Source organism: Cryobacterium sp. N22, assembly GCF_002929555.1.
Taxonomy (GTDB): domain Bacteria; phylum Actinomycetota; class Actinomycetes; order Actinomycetales; family Microbacteriaceae; genus Cryobacterium.
This window is the reverse complement of sequence record NZ_PJJP01000035.1, coordinates 126,525-142,325: the sequence shown is the minus strand read 5'-3', so window position 1 is coordinate 142,325 and position 15,801 is coordinate 126,525. Positions and strand designations below refer to the sequence as shown.

Annotated in this window: 17 protein-coding genes; 10 read left to right on the top strand and 7 right to left on the bottom strand. The window is 67.8% G+C overall.

Going from position 1 to position 15,801, the window contains the following annotated elements:
- The first annotated feature begins 5 nt into the window (after positions 1-5).
- Genes CXY76_RS10960 through CXY76_RS10950 form a run of 3 tightly spaced genes read left to right on the top strand, consistent with a single transcriptional unit; the run spans position 6 to position 2,556 of the window.
- Complete coding sequence (locus CXY76_RS10960) at positions 6-932, top strand: dihydrodipicolinate synthase family protein (protein WP_104164370.1); 927 nt, start codon at positions 6-8, stop codon at positions 930-932.
- Positions 929-1,864: an ROK family protein gene (locus tag CXY76_RS10955; RefSeq protein ID WP_104164368.1), complete on the top strand. Its 936-nt coding sequence runs from the start codon at positions 929-931 to the stop codon at positions 1,862-1,864. The genes CXY76_RS10960 and CXY76_RS10955 overlap by 4 nt, the downstream gene beginning before the upstream one ends.
- Positions 1,865-1,878: 14 nt before the next feature.
- Positions 1,879-2,556, top strand: coding sequence for an N-acetylmannosamine-6-phosphate 2-epimerase (locus tag CXY76_RS10950; RefSeq protein WP_104164366.1), 678 nt, complete (start codon positions 1,879-1,881; stop codon positions 2,554-2,556).
- Positions 2,557-2,562: 6 nt separating this feature from the next.
- On the opposite strand, the gene CXY76_RS10945 is transcribed toward CXY76_RS10950, so the two are convergent.
- Both CXY76_RS10945 and CXY76_RS10940 read right to left on the bottom strand, forming a co-directional pair.
- Complete coding sequence (locus tag CXY76_RS10945) at positions 2,563-3,177, bottom strand: hypothetical protein (protein ID WP_146073435.1); 615 nt, start codon at positions 3,175-3,177, stop codon at positions 2,563-2,565.
- Between the two features lie 10 nt (positions 3,178-3,187).
- Positions 3,188-4,081 carry an endonuclease/exonuclease/phosphatase family protein gene (locus CXY76_RS10940; RefSeq protein WP_233199706.1) on the bottom strand — a complete coding sequence of 298 codons (894 nt, stop codon included), beginning with the start codon at positions 4,079-4,081 and terminating at the stop codon, positions 3,188-3,190.
- Positions 4,082-4,170: 89 nt separating this feature from the next.
- On the opposite strand from CXY76_RS10940, the gene CXY76_RS10935 reads away from it, so the two are divergent.
- The 5 genes from CXY76_RS10935 to CXY76_RS10915 all read left to right on the top strand — a co-directional run bounded on the left by CXY76_RS10935 (position 4,171) and on the right by CXY76_RS10915 (position 10,006).
- A complete protein-coding gene (locus tag CXY76_RS10935) occupies positions 4,171-5,664 on the top strand; it encodes a glycoside hydrolase family 32 protein (protein WP_104164360.1) in 1,494 nt (497 codons plus the stop codon).
- Between the two features lie 56 nt (positions 5,665-5,720).
- A complete protein-coding gene (locus tag CXY76_RS10930) occupies positions 5,721-7,076 on the top strand; it encodes an ABC transporter substrate-binding protein (RefSeq protein ID WP_104164358.1) in 1,356 nt (451 codons plus the stop codon).
- A gap of 61 nt (positions 7,077-7,137) precedes the next feature.
- The gene (locus CXY76_RS10925) at positions 7,138-8,019 is read left to right on the top strand and encodes a carbohydrate ABC transporter permease (RefSeq protein WP_104164356.1); all 882 of its coding nucleotides are present in this window, start codon (positions 7,138-7,140) and stop codon (positions 8,017-8,019) included.
- Entirely contained in the window at positions 8,016-8,927 is a 912-nt protein-coding gene (locus CXY76_RS10920) for a carbohydrate ABC transporter permease (protein WP_104164355.1), read from the top strand. Before CXY76_RS10925 ends, CXY76_RS10920 begins: the two co-directional genes overlap by 4 nt.
- 29 nt (positions 8,928-8,956) lie before the next feature.
- Positions 8,957-10,006 (top strand): LacI family DNA-binding transcriptional regulator, encoded by a 1,050-nt coding sequence (locus CXY76_RS10915; RefSeq protein ID WP_104164563.1) that lies wholly within the window; start codon positions 8,957-8,959, stop codon positions 10,004-10,006.
- Between the two features lie 260 nt (positions 10,007-10,266).
- On the opposite strand, the gene CXY76_RS10910 is transcribed toward CXY76_RS10915, so the two are convergent.
- A complete protein-coding gene (locus CXY76_RS10910) occupies positions 10,267-11,310 on the bottom strand; it encodes an LLM class flavin-dependent oxidoreductase (protein WP_104164353.1) in 1,044 nt (347 codons plus the stop codon).
- Positions 11,311-11,412: 102 nt separating this feature from the next.
- A complete protein-coding gene (locus tag CXY76_RS10905) occupies positions 11,413-12,057 on the bottom strand; it encodes an NADPH-dependent F420 reductase (protein WP_199190272.1) in 645 nt (214 codons plus the stop codon).
- A gap of 119 nt (positions 12,058-12,176) precedes the next feature.
- Between CXY76_RS10905 and CXY76_RS10900 the strand changes: the two genes are divergently transcribed.
- Positions 12,177-12,500, top strand: a complete 324-nt coding sequence (locus CXY76_RS10900; protein ID WP_104164349.1) for a helix-turn-helix domain-containing protein — start codon at positions 12,177-12,179, stop codon at positions 12,498-12,500.
- 18 nt (positions 12,501-12,518) lie between these two features.
- On the opposite strand, the gene CXY76_RS10895 is transcribed toward CXY76_RS10900, so the two are convergent.
- The gene (locus tag CXY76_RS10895) at positions 12,519-13,277 is read right to left on the bottom strand and encodes a hypothetical protein (RefSeq protein WP_146073434.1); all 759 of its coding nucleotides are present in this window, start codon (positions 13,275-13,277) and stop codon (positions 12,519-12,521) included.
- A 47-nt stretch (positions 13,278-13,324) separates the two neighbouring features.
- A complete protein-coding gene (locus CXY76_RS10890; protein ID WP_158253885.1) occupies positions 13,325-13,822 on the bottom strand; it encodes a MarR family winged helix-turn-helix transcriptional regulator in 498 nt (165 codons plus the stop codon).
- Positions 13,823-13,968: 146 nt separating this feature from the next.
- Here CXY76_RS10890 and CXY76_RS10885 point away from each other — a divergent pair, with 146 nt between their 5' ends.
- Positions 13,969-14,805, top strand: coding sequence for an NmrA family NAD(P)-binding protein (locus CXY76_RS10885; RefSeq protein WP_104164343.1), 837 nt, complete (start codon positions 13,969-13,971; stop codon positions 14,803-14,805).
- 57 nt (positions 14,806-14,862) lie between these two features.
- On the opposite strand, the gene CXY76_RS10880 is transcribed toward CXY76_RS10885, so the two are convergent.
- Positions 14,863-15,675, bottom strand: coding sequence for a carbonic anhydrase (locus tag CXY76_RS10880; RefSeq protein ID WP_104164341.1), 813 nt, complete (start codon positions 15,673-15,675; stop codon positions 14,863-14,865).
- Between the last annotated feature and the right edge of the window lie 126 nt (positions 15,676-15,801).

Below are 15,801 nucleotides of genomic sequence, written 5' to 3'. Positions count from 1 at the left end.
CAACTATGTCAGCACCCACCTTCGGCGGAGTCGTTCCCCCTCTCGTCACCCCTCTCACCGCCGACGGCGCCGTCGACCTCGAATCCTTCGAGCGACTCGTCAACCACCTCATCGACGCCGGCGTCGACGGCCTGTTCGTGCTGGGGTCCTCTGGTGAGGTCGCCTTCCTCTCCGACGCGGACCGCACCGTCGTCCTGACCGAAGCCGTGCGCATCTCCGCCGGCCGCGTCAAGATCATGACCGGCGTCAACGACATGACCCCGGCCCGCGTCGTGGCGCAGATCCGCCTGGCCGAGGCCGCCGGTGTCGACGCGATCGTGGCAACCGCCCCGTTCTACACGCTGCCGAACCAGGCCGAGATCGAGACGCACTTCCGTCTGCTCGCCGCCTCGACGACGCTGCCGATCTTCGCCTACGACGTGCCGGTTCGGGTGCACAACAAGCTCAGCCTCGACATGCTCATTCGTCTGGGCACCGAAGGCATCATCGCCGGCGTCAAGGACTCCAGCGGCGACGACGTGGGCTTCCGCCGTCTGGTGATGGCCAACCGGGCCGCCGGCAGCCCCCTGGTCGTCTTCACCGGCCACGAGGTCGTCGTCGACGGCGCCCTGCTGCTCGGCGCCGACGGCGTGGTTCCCGGCCTCGGCAACGTCGACCCGAAGCGCTACGTCGACCTGTTCGCCGCGTCGAAGGCGGGCGACTGGGAGGCCGTTCGCCGCATCCAGGATGAACTGTCCGAACTGTTCGAGATCGTCTTCCAGGCCTCCGGCGTCAGCGGCGAAGCCGCCGGCCTGGGCGCGTTCAAGACCGCCCTGGCGCACCTGGACATCATCTCGACCAACCTGATGTCGCCGCCGGTCCCCGCCCTTACCGGCGACACCGTCGAGCGCATCCAGGCGATCGTCGACCGCGCGGGCCTCCTGGTGCGATGACCTTCACACTCGGCGTCGACCTCGGCGGTACCAAGATCGCGGCGGGACTCGTCGCCCCCGGCGGCGTCGTCACCCGGCGGATGTCGGCGCCGACGCCGGCGGCCGAGGGTCCAGAGGCCATCCTCCAGACCATCGTCGACCTCGCAACCAGCCTCACCGATCACGCACCCGGCACCGTCATCGCCGGGTGCGGGATCGGTGCGGCCGGCGTGATCGACCCGGTGAGCCGCACCGTGCAGTTCGCCACGAACTCGCTGCCCGGCTGGACCGGAACGCGGCTCGGCGCGGAGATCGAGCGCCGGTTGGGCATGCCGGTCGCCACCGTCAACGACGTGCACGCACACGCCATCGGCGAGGCTGTGCACGGTGCCGGCCGAGGCGAGCGCACGGTGCTCGTCATCGCCGCCGGAACCGGGATCGGCGGTGCGCTCGTGGTCGACGGCGTGCTGCAGGCCGGTCGGCACGGGGCCGCGGGCCACTACGGGCACGTGCCGGCCGCGGAAGCCGCGGGACTGGCCTGCACCTGCGGCGGTACCGGCCACCTCGAGGTCATCGCCTCGGGGCCCGCGATCCTCCAGGCGTATCTGCGCCGCGGCGGAAGCGAGCCCGGGGACACCCAGGAGATCTTCGCCAGGGCCGACGCCGGCGACGACGTGGCGGCGGAGGTCATCAACATCGCCGCGACCGCGCTGGGCCGCTCGATCGGCGGCCTGATCAACAGCGTCGACCCCGACCTCGTCATCGTCGGCGGCGGCCTCGCAGCAGCCGGCCCCCGCTGGTGGAACACCGTGGAGAGCCACGCCCGCGCCGAAGCGATGGGCCTGCTGGCCGGCTGCCGGATCGTGCCGACCTCCCTCGGCGCCGACTCGGCCATCGTCGGCGCGGCCTCGCTCATCACCACCACCACACTTCTCGCACCAATAACTCTGTGAAACGGATCCCCGGAATGACCCATCCCCACCTCGCCGCGCTCGAAGGCGGCCTCATCGTGTCGTGCCAGGCCTACCCGGCGGAGCCCATGCGGAACCCCGAGACCATGACCCAGGTCGCCGAGGCCGCCGTGCGCGGCGGCGCCGTGGGCATCCGCGCCCAGGGCATCGACGACATCCGCCTGATCCACGAGCGGGTGGCCCTGCCGCAGATCGGCCTGTGGAAGGACGGCGCCGATGAGGTGTTCATCACGCCGACCCTCGAACACGCCCTGGCCGTCATCGCCGCCGGAGCCGAAATCGTAGCGATCGACGGCACCCGCCGGGCCCGGCCAGACGGCCTGAGCCTGGCGGACACCATCGCCCGCATCCACGAGCAGACCACCGCCCTGGTGATGGCGGATGTCGGCTCGGTGGCCGACGGCATCGCCGCCCACGAGGCCGGCGCCGATTGTGTGGGCACCACCCTGTGCGGTTACACGGGAGAGCGGTCCAAAACCGACGGTCCCGACCTCGAGGTTCTGCGCGAGCTCGCGTCGGTGCTGCCGATCCCTGTGATCGCCGAAGGCCGGGTGCACACGCCGGCCCAGGCATCGGCCTGCGTCGACGCCGGCGCGTTCGCGGTTGTCGTCGGTACGGCCATCACGCATCCGACGACCATCACCACCTGGTTCGCGGATTCCGTCGCGCGGTAACCCGACCTAGAAGTTCGCCGTGCCGGCGTCGGCTGCGGGCTCCGCAAGGCTCGGCGCCGGGCCGGTGAGATAGGTCATGCTGCACCCCGCGAGCAGCGCGCCGGCACCGCCCCAGACCATGTCGCCGATCGAGTCGTTGTAGCCGACGAAGATCTCGGGATCGAAGAAGGTGTGCCCGACCCACTCGAAGAGCTCCCAGAGCACGCCGAGCGAGAATCCCAGCGCCGTCGTCACCACGGCGGTCGAGAGCATCGGCCGGGGCAGGGTGCCGGCGTCGGCCACCACGCCGAACTGCAAAAGCACGATGTAGAGCAGCGCCGCGCACAGCCCGTTGGTGAGGAAGTGCACCGGCAGGTCCCACCAGCGGGTCGTGACGTAGATCCCCAGCACGCTGCTCCAGACGGCGACGAGCACCACCGCGCCGAACGCGATGTCGACGCTCGGCCGCAGCCCGACCAGGCGGGGGAGCACCATCAGTACGGCCACGACGGCCAGACTCAGCCCGGAGAACGGGCCCCAGCCGACGGCGGCGACCACGATGCCGACCACGGCCAACGCCCGCAGTGCGTCGGCCGTGGCCTCCGCCACTCCGGACGGGCGCCGCAGCAATATGTGGATCATGGCCAGCACACTAGCCGGATTGGCCGCCGGCAGAGAAGCGTGCCGGGCGCAGCACGGCCTGCACGGGCTCGTGGTCGGAGGCCGCCCGGCCGTCGAACCGTGCGGCGTTGATGCCCGTGCTGGTCACAGTGACGCCCGGCCCCACCAGGACGAAGTCGATGCGCGCGCCGCCCTTGCGCAGGCGCCGATAGCCCGAGAAGGTGCCCCACTGCGGGGTCAGGCGTTCGGCGGCCAGCAGCCAGGTATCCCGAAGCACGCCTTCCCCCGTCAGTCTCCGGTACACGGCGGAGTCCACGGTGGCGTTGAGGTCGCCGGTGACCACGATCGTGGCGTCGGGTTCTGCGGCGAGGGCTGAGTTCACCAGGGACGTGATGAACGCCGCCGAGGTGAGCCGGGACCGCCAGGAGATGTGGTCGAAGTGGGTGTTGAAGGCCAGCAGCCGGGCGCCGGTGGCGAGGTCGGTGAAAGCAGCGGACACCACGACCCGCCGGGTGAGATTGCCCCAGGAACGTGACCCGTGCGCGTGCGGGGTGGACGACAGGGCCCGCTGCTGCCAGGTGGTGAGCTGTAGGCGACGGCTGTCGTAGAAGATCGGGTTGTGCTCGTCGGTCCCCGCGGCGTGCCGGCCGCGACCCACCCAGCGGTAGTGCGGGCCGAGGGCAGCGGCTACAAAATCGACCTGGTCGACGAGCGCCTCCTGCGCGCCGAGCAGTGTCGGCTGCTCAGCCGCCAGCAGGCGCCGCAGCAGCAGCTTGCGGGTATCCCACTTGTCGGGGCTACCCGGCCGGAGGGTGGGCACCCGGCGACGGATGTTGTAGGTCATCACGTGCAGGTCGGGCGCGGTCACCCCACCGATCAGCGCCGCATCCGTCATGCCGCCCACCGTACCCTTGTGCCTGCGCACTCGTCGCCCGATTTTGATTAACCGCTTGATCTTTCATTTGTTAACCGCTTATGGTTCTGATTAAGCGATTAACCAAAGGATCAGCGCCGATGCCACAGCACCTCTTTTTTCAGCCACCACGAGCGTGGGTTGGCGACATCATCCCGTTCGTAGCGAACGACGAGTTTCAGCTCTTCTACCTGCACGAGGAGCGCAGCACCCCGAAACCCGGCACCCCGTGGCACCTCGTGACCACCGGCAACCTGGTCGATTTCGACGACCGGGGCCTGGCATTCGACCACGGATCGACCGCCGCCGCGGACTTCAACGTGTACACCGGCAGCATCGTCGACGACGGCAGCGGAACGCACCACCTCTTCTACACGGGCCAGAATCCCGCGATCCTCGGTGCGGACGGCCTCCCGCTGCAGCTCGTCATGCACGCAACCAGCACCGATGGCCTGGCCAGCTGGCAGCGGTTCCCCGAGCACACCTTCGGGGCGCCGGCCGGCTACGAGACGGCGGACTGGCGCGACCCCTTCGTCTTCCGTGACGACGAGGCCGGACTGTGGCGGATGCTGATCGCCGCCCGGCACACCGACGGGCCGGAGCGGCGCCGGGGAACCATCGCCCAGTGCGTGTCCACCGACCTCGTGCACTGGGAGAGCGTCGAACCGTTCTGGGATCCGCGGCGCTACGTGGCGCACGAGTGCCCCGATGTCTTCCGCTGGGGCGACTGGTGGTACCTCGTGTACTCGGAGTTCTCCGAGAACTTCACCACCCGCTACCGCATGGCCAGAAGTCTCGCCGGACCCTGGCTGGTTCCCGAACACGACAGCATCGACGGGCGCGCGTTCTATGCGGCCAAGACCGCCGAGCGGCACGGGCGCCGGTTCTTCTTCGGCTGGATCGCCAGCCGCGAGGGCGACCGCGACGACGGAGCCTGGCAGTGGGCGGGCACGATGTCAGTTCTCGAGGCGACCCAGAACGACGACGGCACGCTCGCCTTCGGCTTCGCGCCCGAACTCCTGGCGAGCTTCACCGAGGACGTCCCCCTCGGGATCGCCGGCACCGGGCTAGCCGGCGCTTCGCTGCAGCTCGATGCGCCGGATGGCTACAGCGTCCGACTCTCCGAGGTCGACTCGCCCCGCAAATTCCGCCTCTCCCTCACCCTGGACATCGCCCCGGGCACGACCGAATGCGGCGTGCTCCTGCGGGCGAGCGACGACGGAGACGCCGCCTACATCCTTCGGCTCGAGCCCACACGCGGCCGCATGGTGTTCGATCGCTGGCCGCGTCGCCGCACCGGTGACGGTCAGTGGGAGATCTCGGGGGATACGCCCTTCGTGATCGAGCTGGAACGCCACTGCGACATCTCGCCGGGTGAACACACTCTCGAGGTGATCGTCGACGGCGACCTGTGTGTCGCGAACCTCGACGGCCGCACCACGCTCAGTACCCGGATCTACGACCGCCCGGCCGGGCGGGTGGGCGTCTTCGCCGGAGAGGGCAGCATCGTCGTTCGCGACCTGCGCCTGAGCTCCGTGGGCACCGCCACGGAAACCCCCCAGAACCTGCCCGAGCGGCAGTACGCGCACAACTGAATAGCCCAGCACTGAACAACCCGATCACTGACATTCGATCAACGGAGATGGAAACAATGAAAACAACCCGATCACGGCTCGCAGTCGCCGCCGCCGCCACTGCACTGGCTTTCGGACTCACAGCGTGTGGTGGCGCAGGAGGCGCAGCGGGCAACGCTGACTCCACCAACGTCGACCCTGAGGGCGAGATCAAGGCCCGCGAGATTTCCTGGCTGCTCTCCCGGCCGGCCGACGGCGGTGTGATCACCGCCATGGAGCAGATAGCCGATGAGTACGCAAAGGATCACCCCGGCTTCGCCCTCAACCTCATCACCACGCCGGACCGTCCGTCGTACATCCAGAAGTACCAAACCCTCGCGGCCGCGAATAAGCTCCCCGAACTCTTCGACACCGACGCGACCCCCTACGCACAGAAGCTCGCCAAGCAGGGTCGGATGATGGATGCCGAAGCGCTGCTCACGAGCCTTGACCTGTACGACGACTACCGCCCGGCGGCGCTGAACTACCAGCGCTTCGACGACGGCTCGCTGTACATGGTGCCGTTCGAGTTCCAGCTCGAGTTCTTTTGGTACAACAAGGCGCTGTTCCAGCAGGCCGGCGTCGAGATCCCCACGACCCTCGACGAGATCCCGGCGATGTGCACGCAGCTCCGCGAGGCGGGGATCACCCCGATCGCCCTCGACGGGCAGGATCAGTGGCCCCTCGAGCGCTACATGGCGTACCACCCGTTCCGCACGGCAGGACCCGACTTCGTGCAGGACCTCAAGAAGGGCGACGCGAAGCTCAGCGACACCGATGGAGTTGCGGCCGTGGAATGGATGAGCCAGTTGGGTTCGTCCGGCTGCTTCCAGGAGGGCTTCTCGTCAACCGGCTACTCTGACGCGCAGAACCTGTTCACCTCGGGCAAGGCCGCCGTGTACAACATCGGCACCTGGGAGCTGGGCAGCCTCGCCACCGACGCGCTCGACGCCGGAGTGCGCGACGACATCGACTACTTCACCCTGCCCGTCACAGCCGGCTCGGCAACCGCGGCCAACGAGTTCGTCTCACCGTCCGGCATCGGCATGGCGGTCAACGCCGAGACCTTCGACCCGTTGGTGCGCGACTTCCTCGGCTTCGCGCTGGAACGCTACCCCGAGGTCTACGCGGCCACGGGCGCGCTTTCTCCCACGACGAACGTCGAGACCACCATCCCCGCCAACGCCACGCCTCTCTACGAGCGTGCGGTACAACAGGCCAACGACGTCGGCGAGACCACGGCCATGCCCTGGGACACGCAGCTTGACCCGACCTCGAACACCCGACTGCAGCAGGAGCTGACGCTGCTCGTGCAAGGCGAGGTCACGGCTGACGAGTTCATCTCGACAATGGATGCCGTCATCGCCCAAAACGGCCCCGCCGCGTTCAAATAGCCCGCTCCGTTCAACACATCCGCACGTGGGGGCCCCAGGGCCCCCACGGGAAGGCGCACTGATGCTCCCCAACCGGTCACGGCTCTCGGTCCTGATCTTCCTCGTGCCACCGCTGCTGCTGTATGCAGTTGCCGTGCTGCTTCCCATCCTGCAGTCCCTGTTCCTCAGCTTTTTCCAGTGGGACGGCGTCACGGACATGCAGTTCGTGGGACTGGGAAACTACGTCTACTTGCTCACCGGGGACACGGTGTTCTGGACGGCGTTCCTCAACACCCTCGGCTATCTCGTGATCTGCCTGATCCTGCAGCTGGGCGGAGCGCTGCTCGTGGCCAGCCTGCTGACCATGCTCCGCCGCGGCCGGGAACTCGTGAAGACGCTGTACCTGCTGCCGGCGGTCATCTCCACGGTCGCGATCGCGTTCCTGTTCCAGCGCATCTACTCCTTGGAGCCGGCGGGCCTGCTCAACCGGGCACTCGAGCTCATCGGTCTGGGGGGCCTGCAGACGGCCTGGCTCTCCGATGTGAGCACGGTCCTCGCGGCCGTGTCGATACCGGAAGGGTGGCGCTTCACCGGCCTGTACATGCTCATCATCTACGCGGCCCTCCTCGCCGTGCCGCAGGAACTCGAGGAAGCGGCCAAGCTCGACGGCGCCTCGTGGTGGCAGACGTTCTGGCGCATCAAGTTTCCCCACATCCGCCCGGTCTGGATCACGACGACCATCATCGCCACGACCTACGCGCTGCGCGGATTCGACATCCCGTACCTGCTGACCAACGGCGGGCCGGGCCAGGCCTCCGAACTTCTGACCACCTACATGTACAAGACGGCCTTCACGAGCACCGACTACGGGTACGCGAGCACCATCGCCGTCTTCGTGGTCATCGAGTGCCTCGTTGCAGTGGGCCTCATTCTTCTCCTCCTCCGACGGAAGGCCGACGCATGACCACCACCACGGCACCCCGTAGTTCGGCACCCCGACGTTCGTCATCGAGGCTGTCGCCGCCACCCCCGCGCCAGCATCGACGGCTGAACGTTCAGCGCACTCTCACCAGCGTTGTTGTCGCGCTCATCGTCGTTGTGCAGGTGTACCCACTGGCGTGGCTGTTCCTCACCAGTGTGCGCACCGAGCAGGACTTCGCCAACGGCGATCCGTTCGGCCTGCCCACCGGATTCACGCTCGAGAACTACTCCCGCGCGTTCTCCACCGGCAACCTCGCGCTCAACATCCTGAACAGCTTCATCGTCACCTCGGGAGCGATCGTGCTGATCGTGGTCCTGGGCATGATGGCGGCGTACGCGCTCCAGGTGCTGGGCTTTCGCGGCAGCAAGTTCGTTCGCGGATTGTTCCTGATCGGCATCGTCGTGCCGGTGCAGATCGCCCTGGTGCCGCTCTTCATCGACTACGCGGCCGTGAACCTGCTCGACACCTATCAGTCGATCATCATCCCGCTGGCCGGCTTTTCGCTGCCGATGTCGATCTTCCTGTTTTCGTCCTTTTACGAGTACATCCCGCGAGAGACTTATGAGGCCGCATCGCTTGATGGCGCGGGTCCCTACCGGATCTTCGCCCAGATCACCTTCCCGCTGTCGTTGAACACGATCGTGACCGTGGTCATGGTGAACAGCATCTTCATCTGGAACGACTTCATCTTCGCCAACACGTTCGTGCTGTCGGACGGCCTGAAGACGATCCCGCTCGGGCTGCAGAACTACATCGGCGCGATGGGCAAGGTGGACTGGACGGCGACATTCGCGGCCGTCTGCGTGAGCATTACTCCGCTGCTGCTCGCGTTCCTGGTACTGAACAAGGCAATGATCTACGGCCTCTCAAGCGGCGGGTCGAAGGGATGACGTATGACAAGTCCGTGCAGGATGGCATCATGACCACCAAGCGAAAGCGCTCTGGATCCAGCGACGCTGCCGAATCCGGTCACGCCGGGCATCCGGTCACCATGCGCGATGTCGCGGAGGCGGCCGGGGTGTCGGTCGCGACGGTGTCGAACGTTGTCAACGACAAGAAGAGCGCGCGAATCGGCGCGGATGCCCGGCAGCGCGTGCACGACGCGGTGAGCGATCTGGGCTACCGGCCGAACGCGCTCGCGAAGACGCTGTCCAGCGGAAGCTCCAAGTTCATCGGCCTGGTCGCCGATGCCATCGCCACGACGCCCTTCGCCGGTCAGATCATTCATGGCGCCCAGGACGAGGCGTGGAAACACGGCTTTGTGCTGCTCGTGGCCAACACCGAGGGCGACCCGGCAGCCGAAGAGGCGGCAATAGGCATGATGCTGGAGCACAAGGTGCGCGGCGTTCTCTACTCCACCTGGTTCCACCGGGCTGTCGTGCCGCCCGAAGCCCTGCGCGAAACCGACTACGTGCTCGTCGACTGCTTCGAAGCCAACGCCACGGCCCCCGCCGTGGTGCCCGACGAAGTGCAGGGCGGTTACACCGCGACCGGGCTCCTGCTGGAGGCCGGCCACCGTCGTATCGCTTTCATCAACACCACCTCGTCATCTCCGGCTCAGTCGGGGCGGCTCAAGGGATACCGCCGGGCGCTCACCGAGGCCGGCATCGATTTCGATCCAGCGCTGGTGCTCGAGGCCCATCCCGAGCAGGAGGGCGGCTACGCCGCGACCGATCGGTTGCTCGAGCTGAAGGTCACGGCCGTGTTCTGCCACAACGACCGGGTCGCGATGGGTCTGTACGACGGTGTGCGGGAGCGCGGGCTGAAGATCCCCAGCGACATCGCCATCGTCGGGTTCGACAACCAGGAGGTCATCGCCGCCCACCTTCGCCCTCCGCTGTCTACCGTCGCCCTTCCGCACTACGAACTGGGCGCGGCCGGAGTGCGTGTTCTGCTCGGGATCCAGGAAGCCCCGCAGGAATCCCCGCTACTCATCTCGTGCCCTCCGGTTCCCCGGGCCTCCATCTGATTTTGCGATCGGGTCTCAGGGTCGTTCCCACCTCGTTGGTCGAGCTTGTCGAGACCTGGTGACCCGGTCTCGGGGTCGTTTCCACGTCGTTGGTCGAGCGTGTCGTGACCGGGTGACCCGGTCTCGGGGTCGTTTCCACGTCGTTGGTCGAGCTTGTCGAGACCTGGTGACGGGATCTCGACAGGCTCGATCAGCGAGACGGTGCGGCTCGATCAGCGAGATGGTGCGGTTCGATCAGCGAGATACGGGCTCGGGTGCGCCTACTTGGCGGCGAGCAGCCGCGCCACGCGGGGCTTCACCTCGGTGGCCAGCAACTCGATCGACTCGAGCAGGTGCTCGTGCGGCAGCCCGCCCACATCCGACTGCAGGAAGTGCCGCATGTGGCCCAGGTGACCGTGCAGGTGGGCGATGCGCTCGGCGACGTCGTCGGGGTCGCCCACGTAATAGGCGCCCGGCGCCTGGGCCTGTGCCTCGAATTGGCGTCGGTCCGGCGCCGGCCAGCCGCGCAGCCGGCCCATCTCCACGTTGAGGTTGTGCCAACCCGGGTGGAAGCGTTCCAGCGCTTCCTTCTTGGTGGGCGCGACCAGACCGAGGGTGGCCACTGACACCTTGATGTTCTCGCCGGTGTGGCCGGCCTGCGCGGCCGACCGGCGGTAGAGCTCGGCCAGGGGAGCGAACCGGTGCGGCTCGCCCCCGATGATGCCGTACGACACCGGCAGGCCCAGCCGACCGGCCCGCGCCGACGAGGCCGCGTTACCGCCGGTGGCCAGCCAGATCGGCAGCCGGCCGTTGACCGGCCGGGGAACTACGGCCAGATTGTCGATCGCCGGCCGCACGCTGCCCGACCAGGTGACTTCCGCCGTGGGGCTGCCGTTGATCCTCATCAGCAGCTCGAGCTTCTCGGCGTACAGGGTGTCGTAGTCGCGCAGGTCGTAGCCGAACAGCGGGAACGTCTCGACGGAGGACCCCCGCCCGGCGGTGATCTCCACCCGGCCGCCACCGGAGATGGCATCGGCGGTGGCGAGCTGTTGGAACACCCGCACCGGGTCATCCGTGCTGATGATGCTCGCCGCGCTGCCGAGGATGATCCGGTCGGTCGCGGCGGCGGCCGCGGCGATCAGTGCGCCGGGGGAGGACGCCGGCATGCTCACGGTGTGGTGCTCGCCGACGCCGAAGTAGTCCAGCCCCGCGCGGTCGGCCGCCACGATGGCGTCGAAGAGATTGCGGATGCCTTCGGCAGTGCTGCGCGGGCTACCGTCGGGGTTCAGTGGGGTGTCGCCGAAGCTGTAGGCGCCGATTTCCATGGGTTGGTCCAATGTCTTGAGGGGCTAGGTGGTTGCGTATCTGTGCCCGAAGCGGACAATTGCGCCCGGTGTGCCGGACGCACTTGTCCGTTCGGGGAACAGTTAGGCGGCCTCGGCCACGGCCGGACCCAGCTCGATGAGTAGTTCCCGGGCCGTGTGCCGGCCGCCGAAGATGGGCGACCCGGGCTCGAACGCGGCCCCGGCGGCAAGCGAGCCGGCGTAGACCGGGTCGAACCCGAACCTGTTGATGACCTCGGCCACGACGGCCGCGGTCTCGGGGTCGCCGGCGAGGGCGAGCCCGTGCCGCTCTGGGTCACCGGCGGGCCGGGCGTCGGCTTCCAGGTCGTGATAGCCGATGTGGTTGAGCGTCTTCACCAGCCGGGCGCCAGGGAAGTAGTCGCCGACGACCTCGCTGCTGCTGCGGGCATCGCCGGTGAACTCGTGCAGGTCGCCGTCGATGGGCTGCCAGTAGTTCATGGTGTCGATCACGATCTTGCCCGCCAGGGTGGCCGGGTCGACCGAGCGGTACTTGTGCAGCGGAACGGCGAGGATCACCAGGTCGGCGGTCGCGACCGCATCCGCGGCCGTCATGGCGACGGCGCCGGGGGTGACGATGTCGACGATCAGCTGAATGTCGGCGGCCGGGCCCGAGCCGGCGATGTGCACGGTGTAGCCGGCCGTGAGCGCGGTGCGGGCGATGGCGGAGCCGACGCGGCCCGCTCCGAGGATGCCGATTGTGCTGACCATGGAGGCCTTTCTGCCGAGGTGCACGGCGCCGGGTGCGAGCGCCGTTATCCCACGATGGCAAACTTCACCACCGGGCGCCATCCCGGGGTAAGCTGCTAACCAATAGTTAGTGAGGTGTCATGAGCGACACAACCTTCGCCCTCGACGAAGAAGAATGCCGTCGGTTCCAGATCTCCGTGGAGCTGGCCGGCCGTAAATGGAGCGCCGCGATCCTGATGGCCGGCGCCCGCGGCGCTCGCCGGTTCTCCGAGTACCGCACCCTCGTGGAGGGCATCTCCGACCGGGTGCTCGCGGCCCGGCTTAAGGAACTCGAACACGAGGGCCTGATCGAGCGCGATGTGCAGCCCACCACCCCGGTGTCGATCAGCTACAACCTGACCCCGTCCGGCCGTCAGCTGATCTCGCTGCTGCATCCCCTGGTCACCTGGAGCCGCTCCCGCTAGAGCGCCAGCCCCAAGCTTCTAGCGAATCCCCGCGATCCGCTCCAGGCCGGCGCGGAGGATGAGTTCTTCGGGGTCGGCGAGCAGGTGGTGGTTGAGGTAGAGCCCTTCCAGCCACTCGAGCACCTCTGCCTCGGGCAGGCCTACCGCGTCCCAGTCCACCTGGGGACGGGCCAGCACGGCCGGCTGGCCGCTGGCCGGGTCGGTCCAGGCGGTGGCCAGGGGCAGGTCGGGCTCCTCGTGCTGCGCGTTCCAGAGCAGCGCGATCGGGTGGTTGGGTCCGTCGATGTGGTCGTGGCCCACGTGACCGGCGCCCAGCCAGGGCAGCATCATCTGTTCGCCCTCGAGTTCGAGGTCGACAACCTCCAGCTGCGTGGGTTCCGGAGGGCTGGTGGCGTAGACGGTCAGGCCCAGCGCGCTCCACTCGGCCGCCTCGGCGGCATCCATGGTCAGTTCCTCGAGCAGCTCACTGACGTGGCGCACGAACGGGCCGGCCCAGGCCAGCAGGGCCTCGGTGTCGGCACTCGGCCACGGGCTGATGTCGCTGTCGACGCCGTCGACGTTGTGAAAGTGGTGCTCGATGCCCCGTTCCGACACGTCGAAGTGCAACTCGCCCTCCTCGAAGCCGATGTAGATCGCGGCGCCGTCCTCGAGCCACTGCGCATCCAGCACCGGCAGGGCGAACCGCGTCGGCAGAGGCGGTGCCACCAAGGGCAGAACGCCGAGGTTGAGCACCGCGCAGAACTGCGTGTTGGGCAGGCGAAGGCTGGGGTCTGACACCGGTCTCATCTCCGTGGATCGTGGCGGGCGGATGCCCATTCATCCAATTATGGGGCAGGCTGTGCCGGGTGCCGCGTCGGACCTTCAGCGATTGCCGCTCTCTGCGGGTGGTTCGGGGCCAGGGCCTGTACGAACGGTTCGAGGATGTCAACCAGAACCGCGACTTGCTCTGGCCCGAGCCTGTTCAGAAGCAAGGTTCGGGCTTCATCGGAGTAGATCGGCGAGGCGTCGGCCACCAGGCGTCTCCCCGACTCCGTCACCGAAATGCTGGAGGCTCGGGCGTCGCGCAATGAGGGCGCCCGCTCAACGAGTCCCCTGCCTTCGAGCTTGCCCACGACCTTGGAGATGTGAGGCAATGTGGCGTACAGGCTCGTGGCGATCTCGCTGATTCGAAGGGGCCCGCCGGCATTCTCGGTGAGCAGCACAAGGGTGCCCAATTCGAACGTCGTCACTCCGGCGGCCCGAAGCCGCGCGTCGAGCGCTGGCGTGAGCAGCTGCCCCACCGACACCACGCACAGCCACGCCCGCGACTCCAGCTCGGTCATTCCTGGTGGCTTTGGCATACATCGAGCATAACTGGATTGGTTGCCTCGGCAACCAAACAACGATATGGTTGCCGTGGCAACCAAAGGTTCGAGCTTCGTGCGCTGCGCCTTGTGTTGCCTCGACCACGAGATGACTTGGAGTCACCATGAGCGCAGAAACCTATCTCATCACCGGAGCCACCGGAAAGACCGGCAGCCGCGTTGTTCGCCTGCTCGCGGAGCGCGGCTACGCCGTTCGGGAAGCCTCCCGCTCGACCGCGACGCCGTTCAGCTGGACCGACCAAACCACCTGGCCGGCTGCGCTGGCCGGCGTCACCGCGGTATACATCGTGTTGCCAAACCTCGGCACCGCCGAGACCATCGAACAGGTGCGGGCGTTCGCCCAGCGTGCCGCGGCTGCCGGCGTGACACGGGCCGTCATGGTGTCAGTTCCGGCCTCTGGTGGGATGGATGTCGATGTCGTGGCACAGACGGAGCGGCAGATCACCGACGCGGCGATCTCCCTCACCGTTCTCCGTCTGCGTTGGTTCAACCAGAACTTCAGCGAGGACTTCTTGCTCGGCGCCGCGACGACCGGCGAACTCCGGCTGCCGGCGGGCGACGGCCGGGAGGCCTTTGTCGATGCTGATGACATCGCCGAAGTCGCTGTTGCGGCCCTCACCGACCCGGCACACGCCGGCCACTCCTACGAGCTCACCGGGCCCCGCCTGCTGTCCTTTACCGAGATCGCCGACGAATTGAGCACCGCCCAGGGTCGTACGGTCAGCTACGTTCCGCTCTCGGTTGACGAGTTCGTTGCTGAGCAGGTAGGCGACGGTGTGCCCGCGGAGTGGGCGCAGATGCTGGGGGAGCTGTACGCGCACATTGGCAGCGGCGCGCTCGCGACGACATCCGACGACATCATGCGGGTACTCGGCAAGCCGGCCACGGACTTCACCGACTATGCCCGGACTACGGCCGCCACCGGGGTGTGGCGGGCCTAGCGGGCACGGGGATGCGCCTGAGAACGCGGGCGCATCCCGCCAGTTCGGTGCTCTGGTCTAGTCCTCGCTTTCGAGCTCCGCGGTTCCTCCAACGACTGTGCGGTCCCCGAGCGGCTGCGTGGGCCGGGCGTTGTGGCTGTGCGCGTCCGCGAGCGTGCCGATCTGTTCCGCCGACATCGAAATCGGCGTGCCCATCACCACCCACTGCACGTCCTCGGTACACGGCGGGGTGGTCAGGCTGCCCGAGTACTCGTAGTTCTCCAGCGAGACCGGCAGAACGGCGGCGACGTCCAGCGTCACTTCGTCGTCGTCGGACAGGTGGGTGGCGGCCTCGATGAACGGCGTCAACGCGTCGGATGCCGCTCCCTCGGTCACGAGGATGCCGAGAACGAGCAGGTTGCCGGCCGCATCCGCGTGCACCAGGTGCAGCTCGGCCGCGGCGGGCCGGCCGTCGACGGTGTGCTCGGACGGCACATGGGCGTGCAGCTGCTGCAGGCTGTACTCATTCCCGCCGAACGTGAGTGCCTCGCCGTCCCCGTCGGACTCGAACTCCACGGCATGCCCGGAGTCGAAGACATCGCCGTCCGCTTCGGCGGCGCTCAACTCGATGCTGCTGCTCGGCGCGGGAACGGCCGCCGGTAGGTCGATGGGGGATTGATTCGTTCCCGCCTCGCAGGCCTGGAACGCGGAGTCCAGTCCGGCCCAGGACTCCGGGCCGCTCTCCCCGTCGTACGACCAGTGCGCCGGCTCCGCCACAGGCGGCACGCTCGGCACTGGCTCGGTCGGTACCGGCGTGGGCTGCGCGCAGCCGGCCAGGGTGACGGCGGACACCGTGAGGGCTGTGGCGATGAGCAAGGATCGTGCGGACATGGGAACTCCTAATGCTGCAAGTGCGACGCCACATCAATCACGGGGCGTGGCCGTTCCCCTGCGAGAGCCGCCTTCCCGAATCATCCTCTCGAGGCGCACCCCTATTGCCGCCGGCGTAGGGCCTTC

Coding starts and splice junctions, on each gene's coding strand:
- CXY76_RS10900 (WP_104164349.1), top strand. CDS start 12,177: ATGAGCGACACAACCTTCGCCCTCGACGAAGAAGAATGCCGTCGGTTC.
- CXY76_RS10915 (WP_104164563.1), top strand. CDS start 8,957: ATGACCACCAAGCGAAAGCGCTCTGGATCCAGCGACGCTGCCGAATCC.
- CXY76_RS10945 (WP_146073435.1), bottom strand. CDS start 3,177: ATGATCCACATATTGCTGCGGCGCCCGTCCGGAGTGGCGGAGGCCACG.
- CXY76_RS10930 (WP_104164358.1), top strand. CDS start 5,721: ATGAAAACAACCCGATCACGGCTCGCAGTCGCCGCCGCCGCCACTGCA.
- CXY76_RS10960 (WP_104164370.1), top strand. CDS start 6: ATGTCAGCACCCACCTTCGGCGGAGTCGTTCCCCCTCTCGTCACCCCT.
- CXY76_RS10925 (WP_104164356.1), top strand. CDS start 7,138: ATGCTCCCCAACCGGTCACGGCTCTCGGTCCTGATCTTCCTCGTGCCA.
- CXY76_RS10955 (WP_104164368.1), top strand. CDS start 929: ATGACCTTCACACTCGGCGTCGACCTCGGCGGTACCAAGATCGCGGCG.
- CXY76_RS10885 (WP_104164343.1), top strand. CDS start 13,969: ATGAGCGCAGAAACCTATCTCATCACCGGAGCCACCGGAAAGACCGGC.
- CXY76_RS10890 (WP_158253885.1), bottom strand. CDS start 13,822: ATGACCGAGCTGGAGTCGCGGGCGTGGCTGTGCGTGGTGTCGGTGGGG.
- CXY76_RS10905 (WP_199190272.1), bottom strand. CDS start 12,057: ATGGTCAGCACAATCGGCATCCTCGGAGCGGGCCGCGTCGGCTCCGCC.
- CXY76_RS10935 (WP_104164360.1), top strand. CDS start 4,171: ATGCCACAGCACCTCTTTTTTCAGCCACCACGAGCGTGGGTTGGCGAC.
- CXY76_RS10880 (WP_104164341.1), bottom strand. CDS start 15,675: ATGTCCGCACGATCCTTGCTCATCGCCACAGCCCTCACGGTGTCCGCC.
- CXY76_RS10920 (WP_104164355.1), top strand. CDS start 8,016: ATGACCACCACCACGGCACCCCGTAGTTCGGCACCCCGACGTTCGTCA.
- CXY76_RS10910 (WP_104164353.1), bottom strand. CDS start 11,310: ATGGAAATCGGCGCCTACAGCTTCGGCGACACCCCACTGAACCCCGAC.
- CXY76_RS10950 (WP_104164366.1), top strand. CDS start 1,879: ATGACCCATCCCCACCTCGCCGCGCTCGAAGGCGGCCTCATCGTGTCG.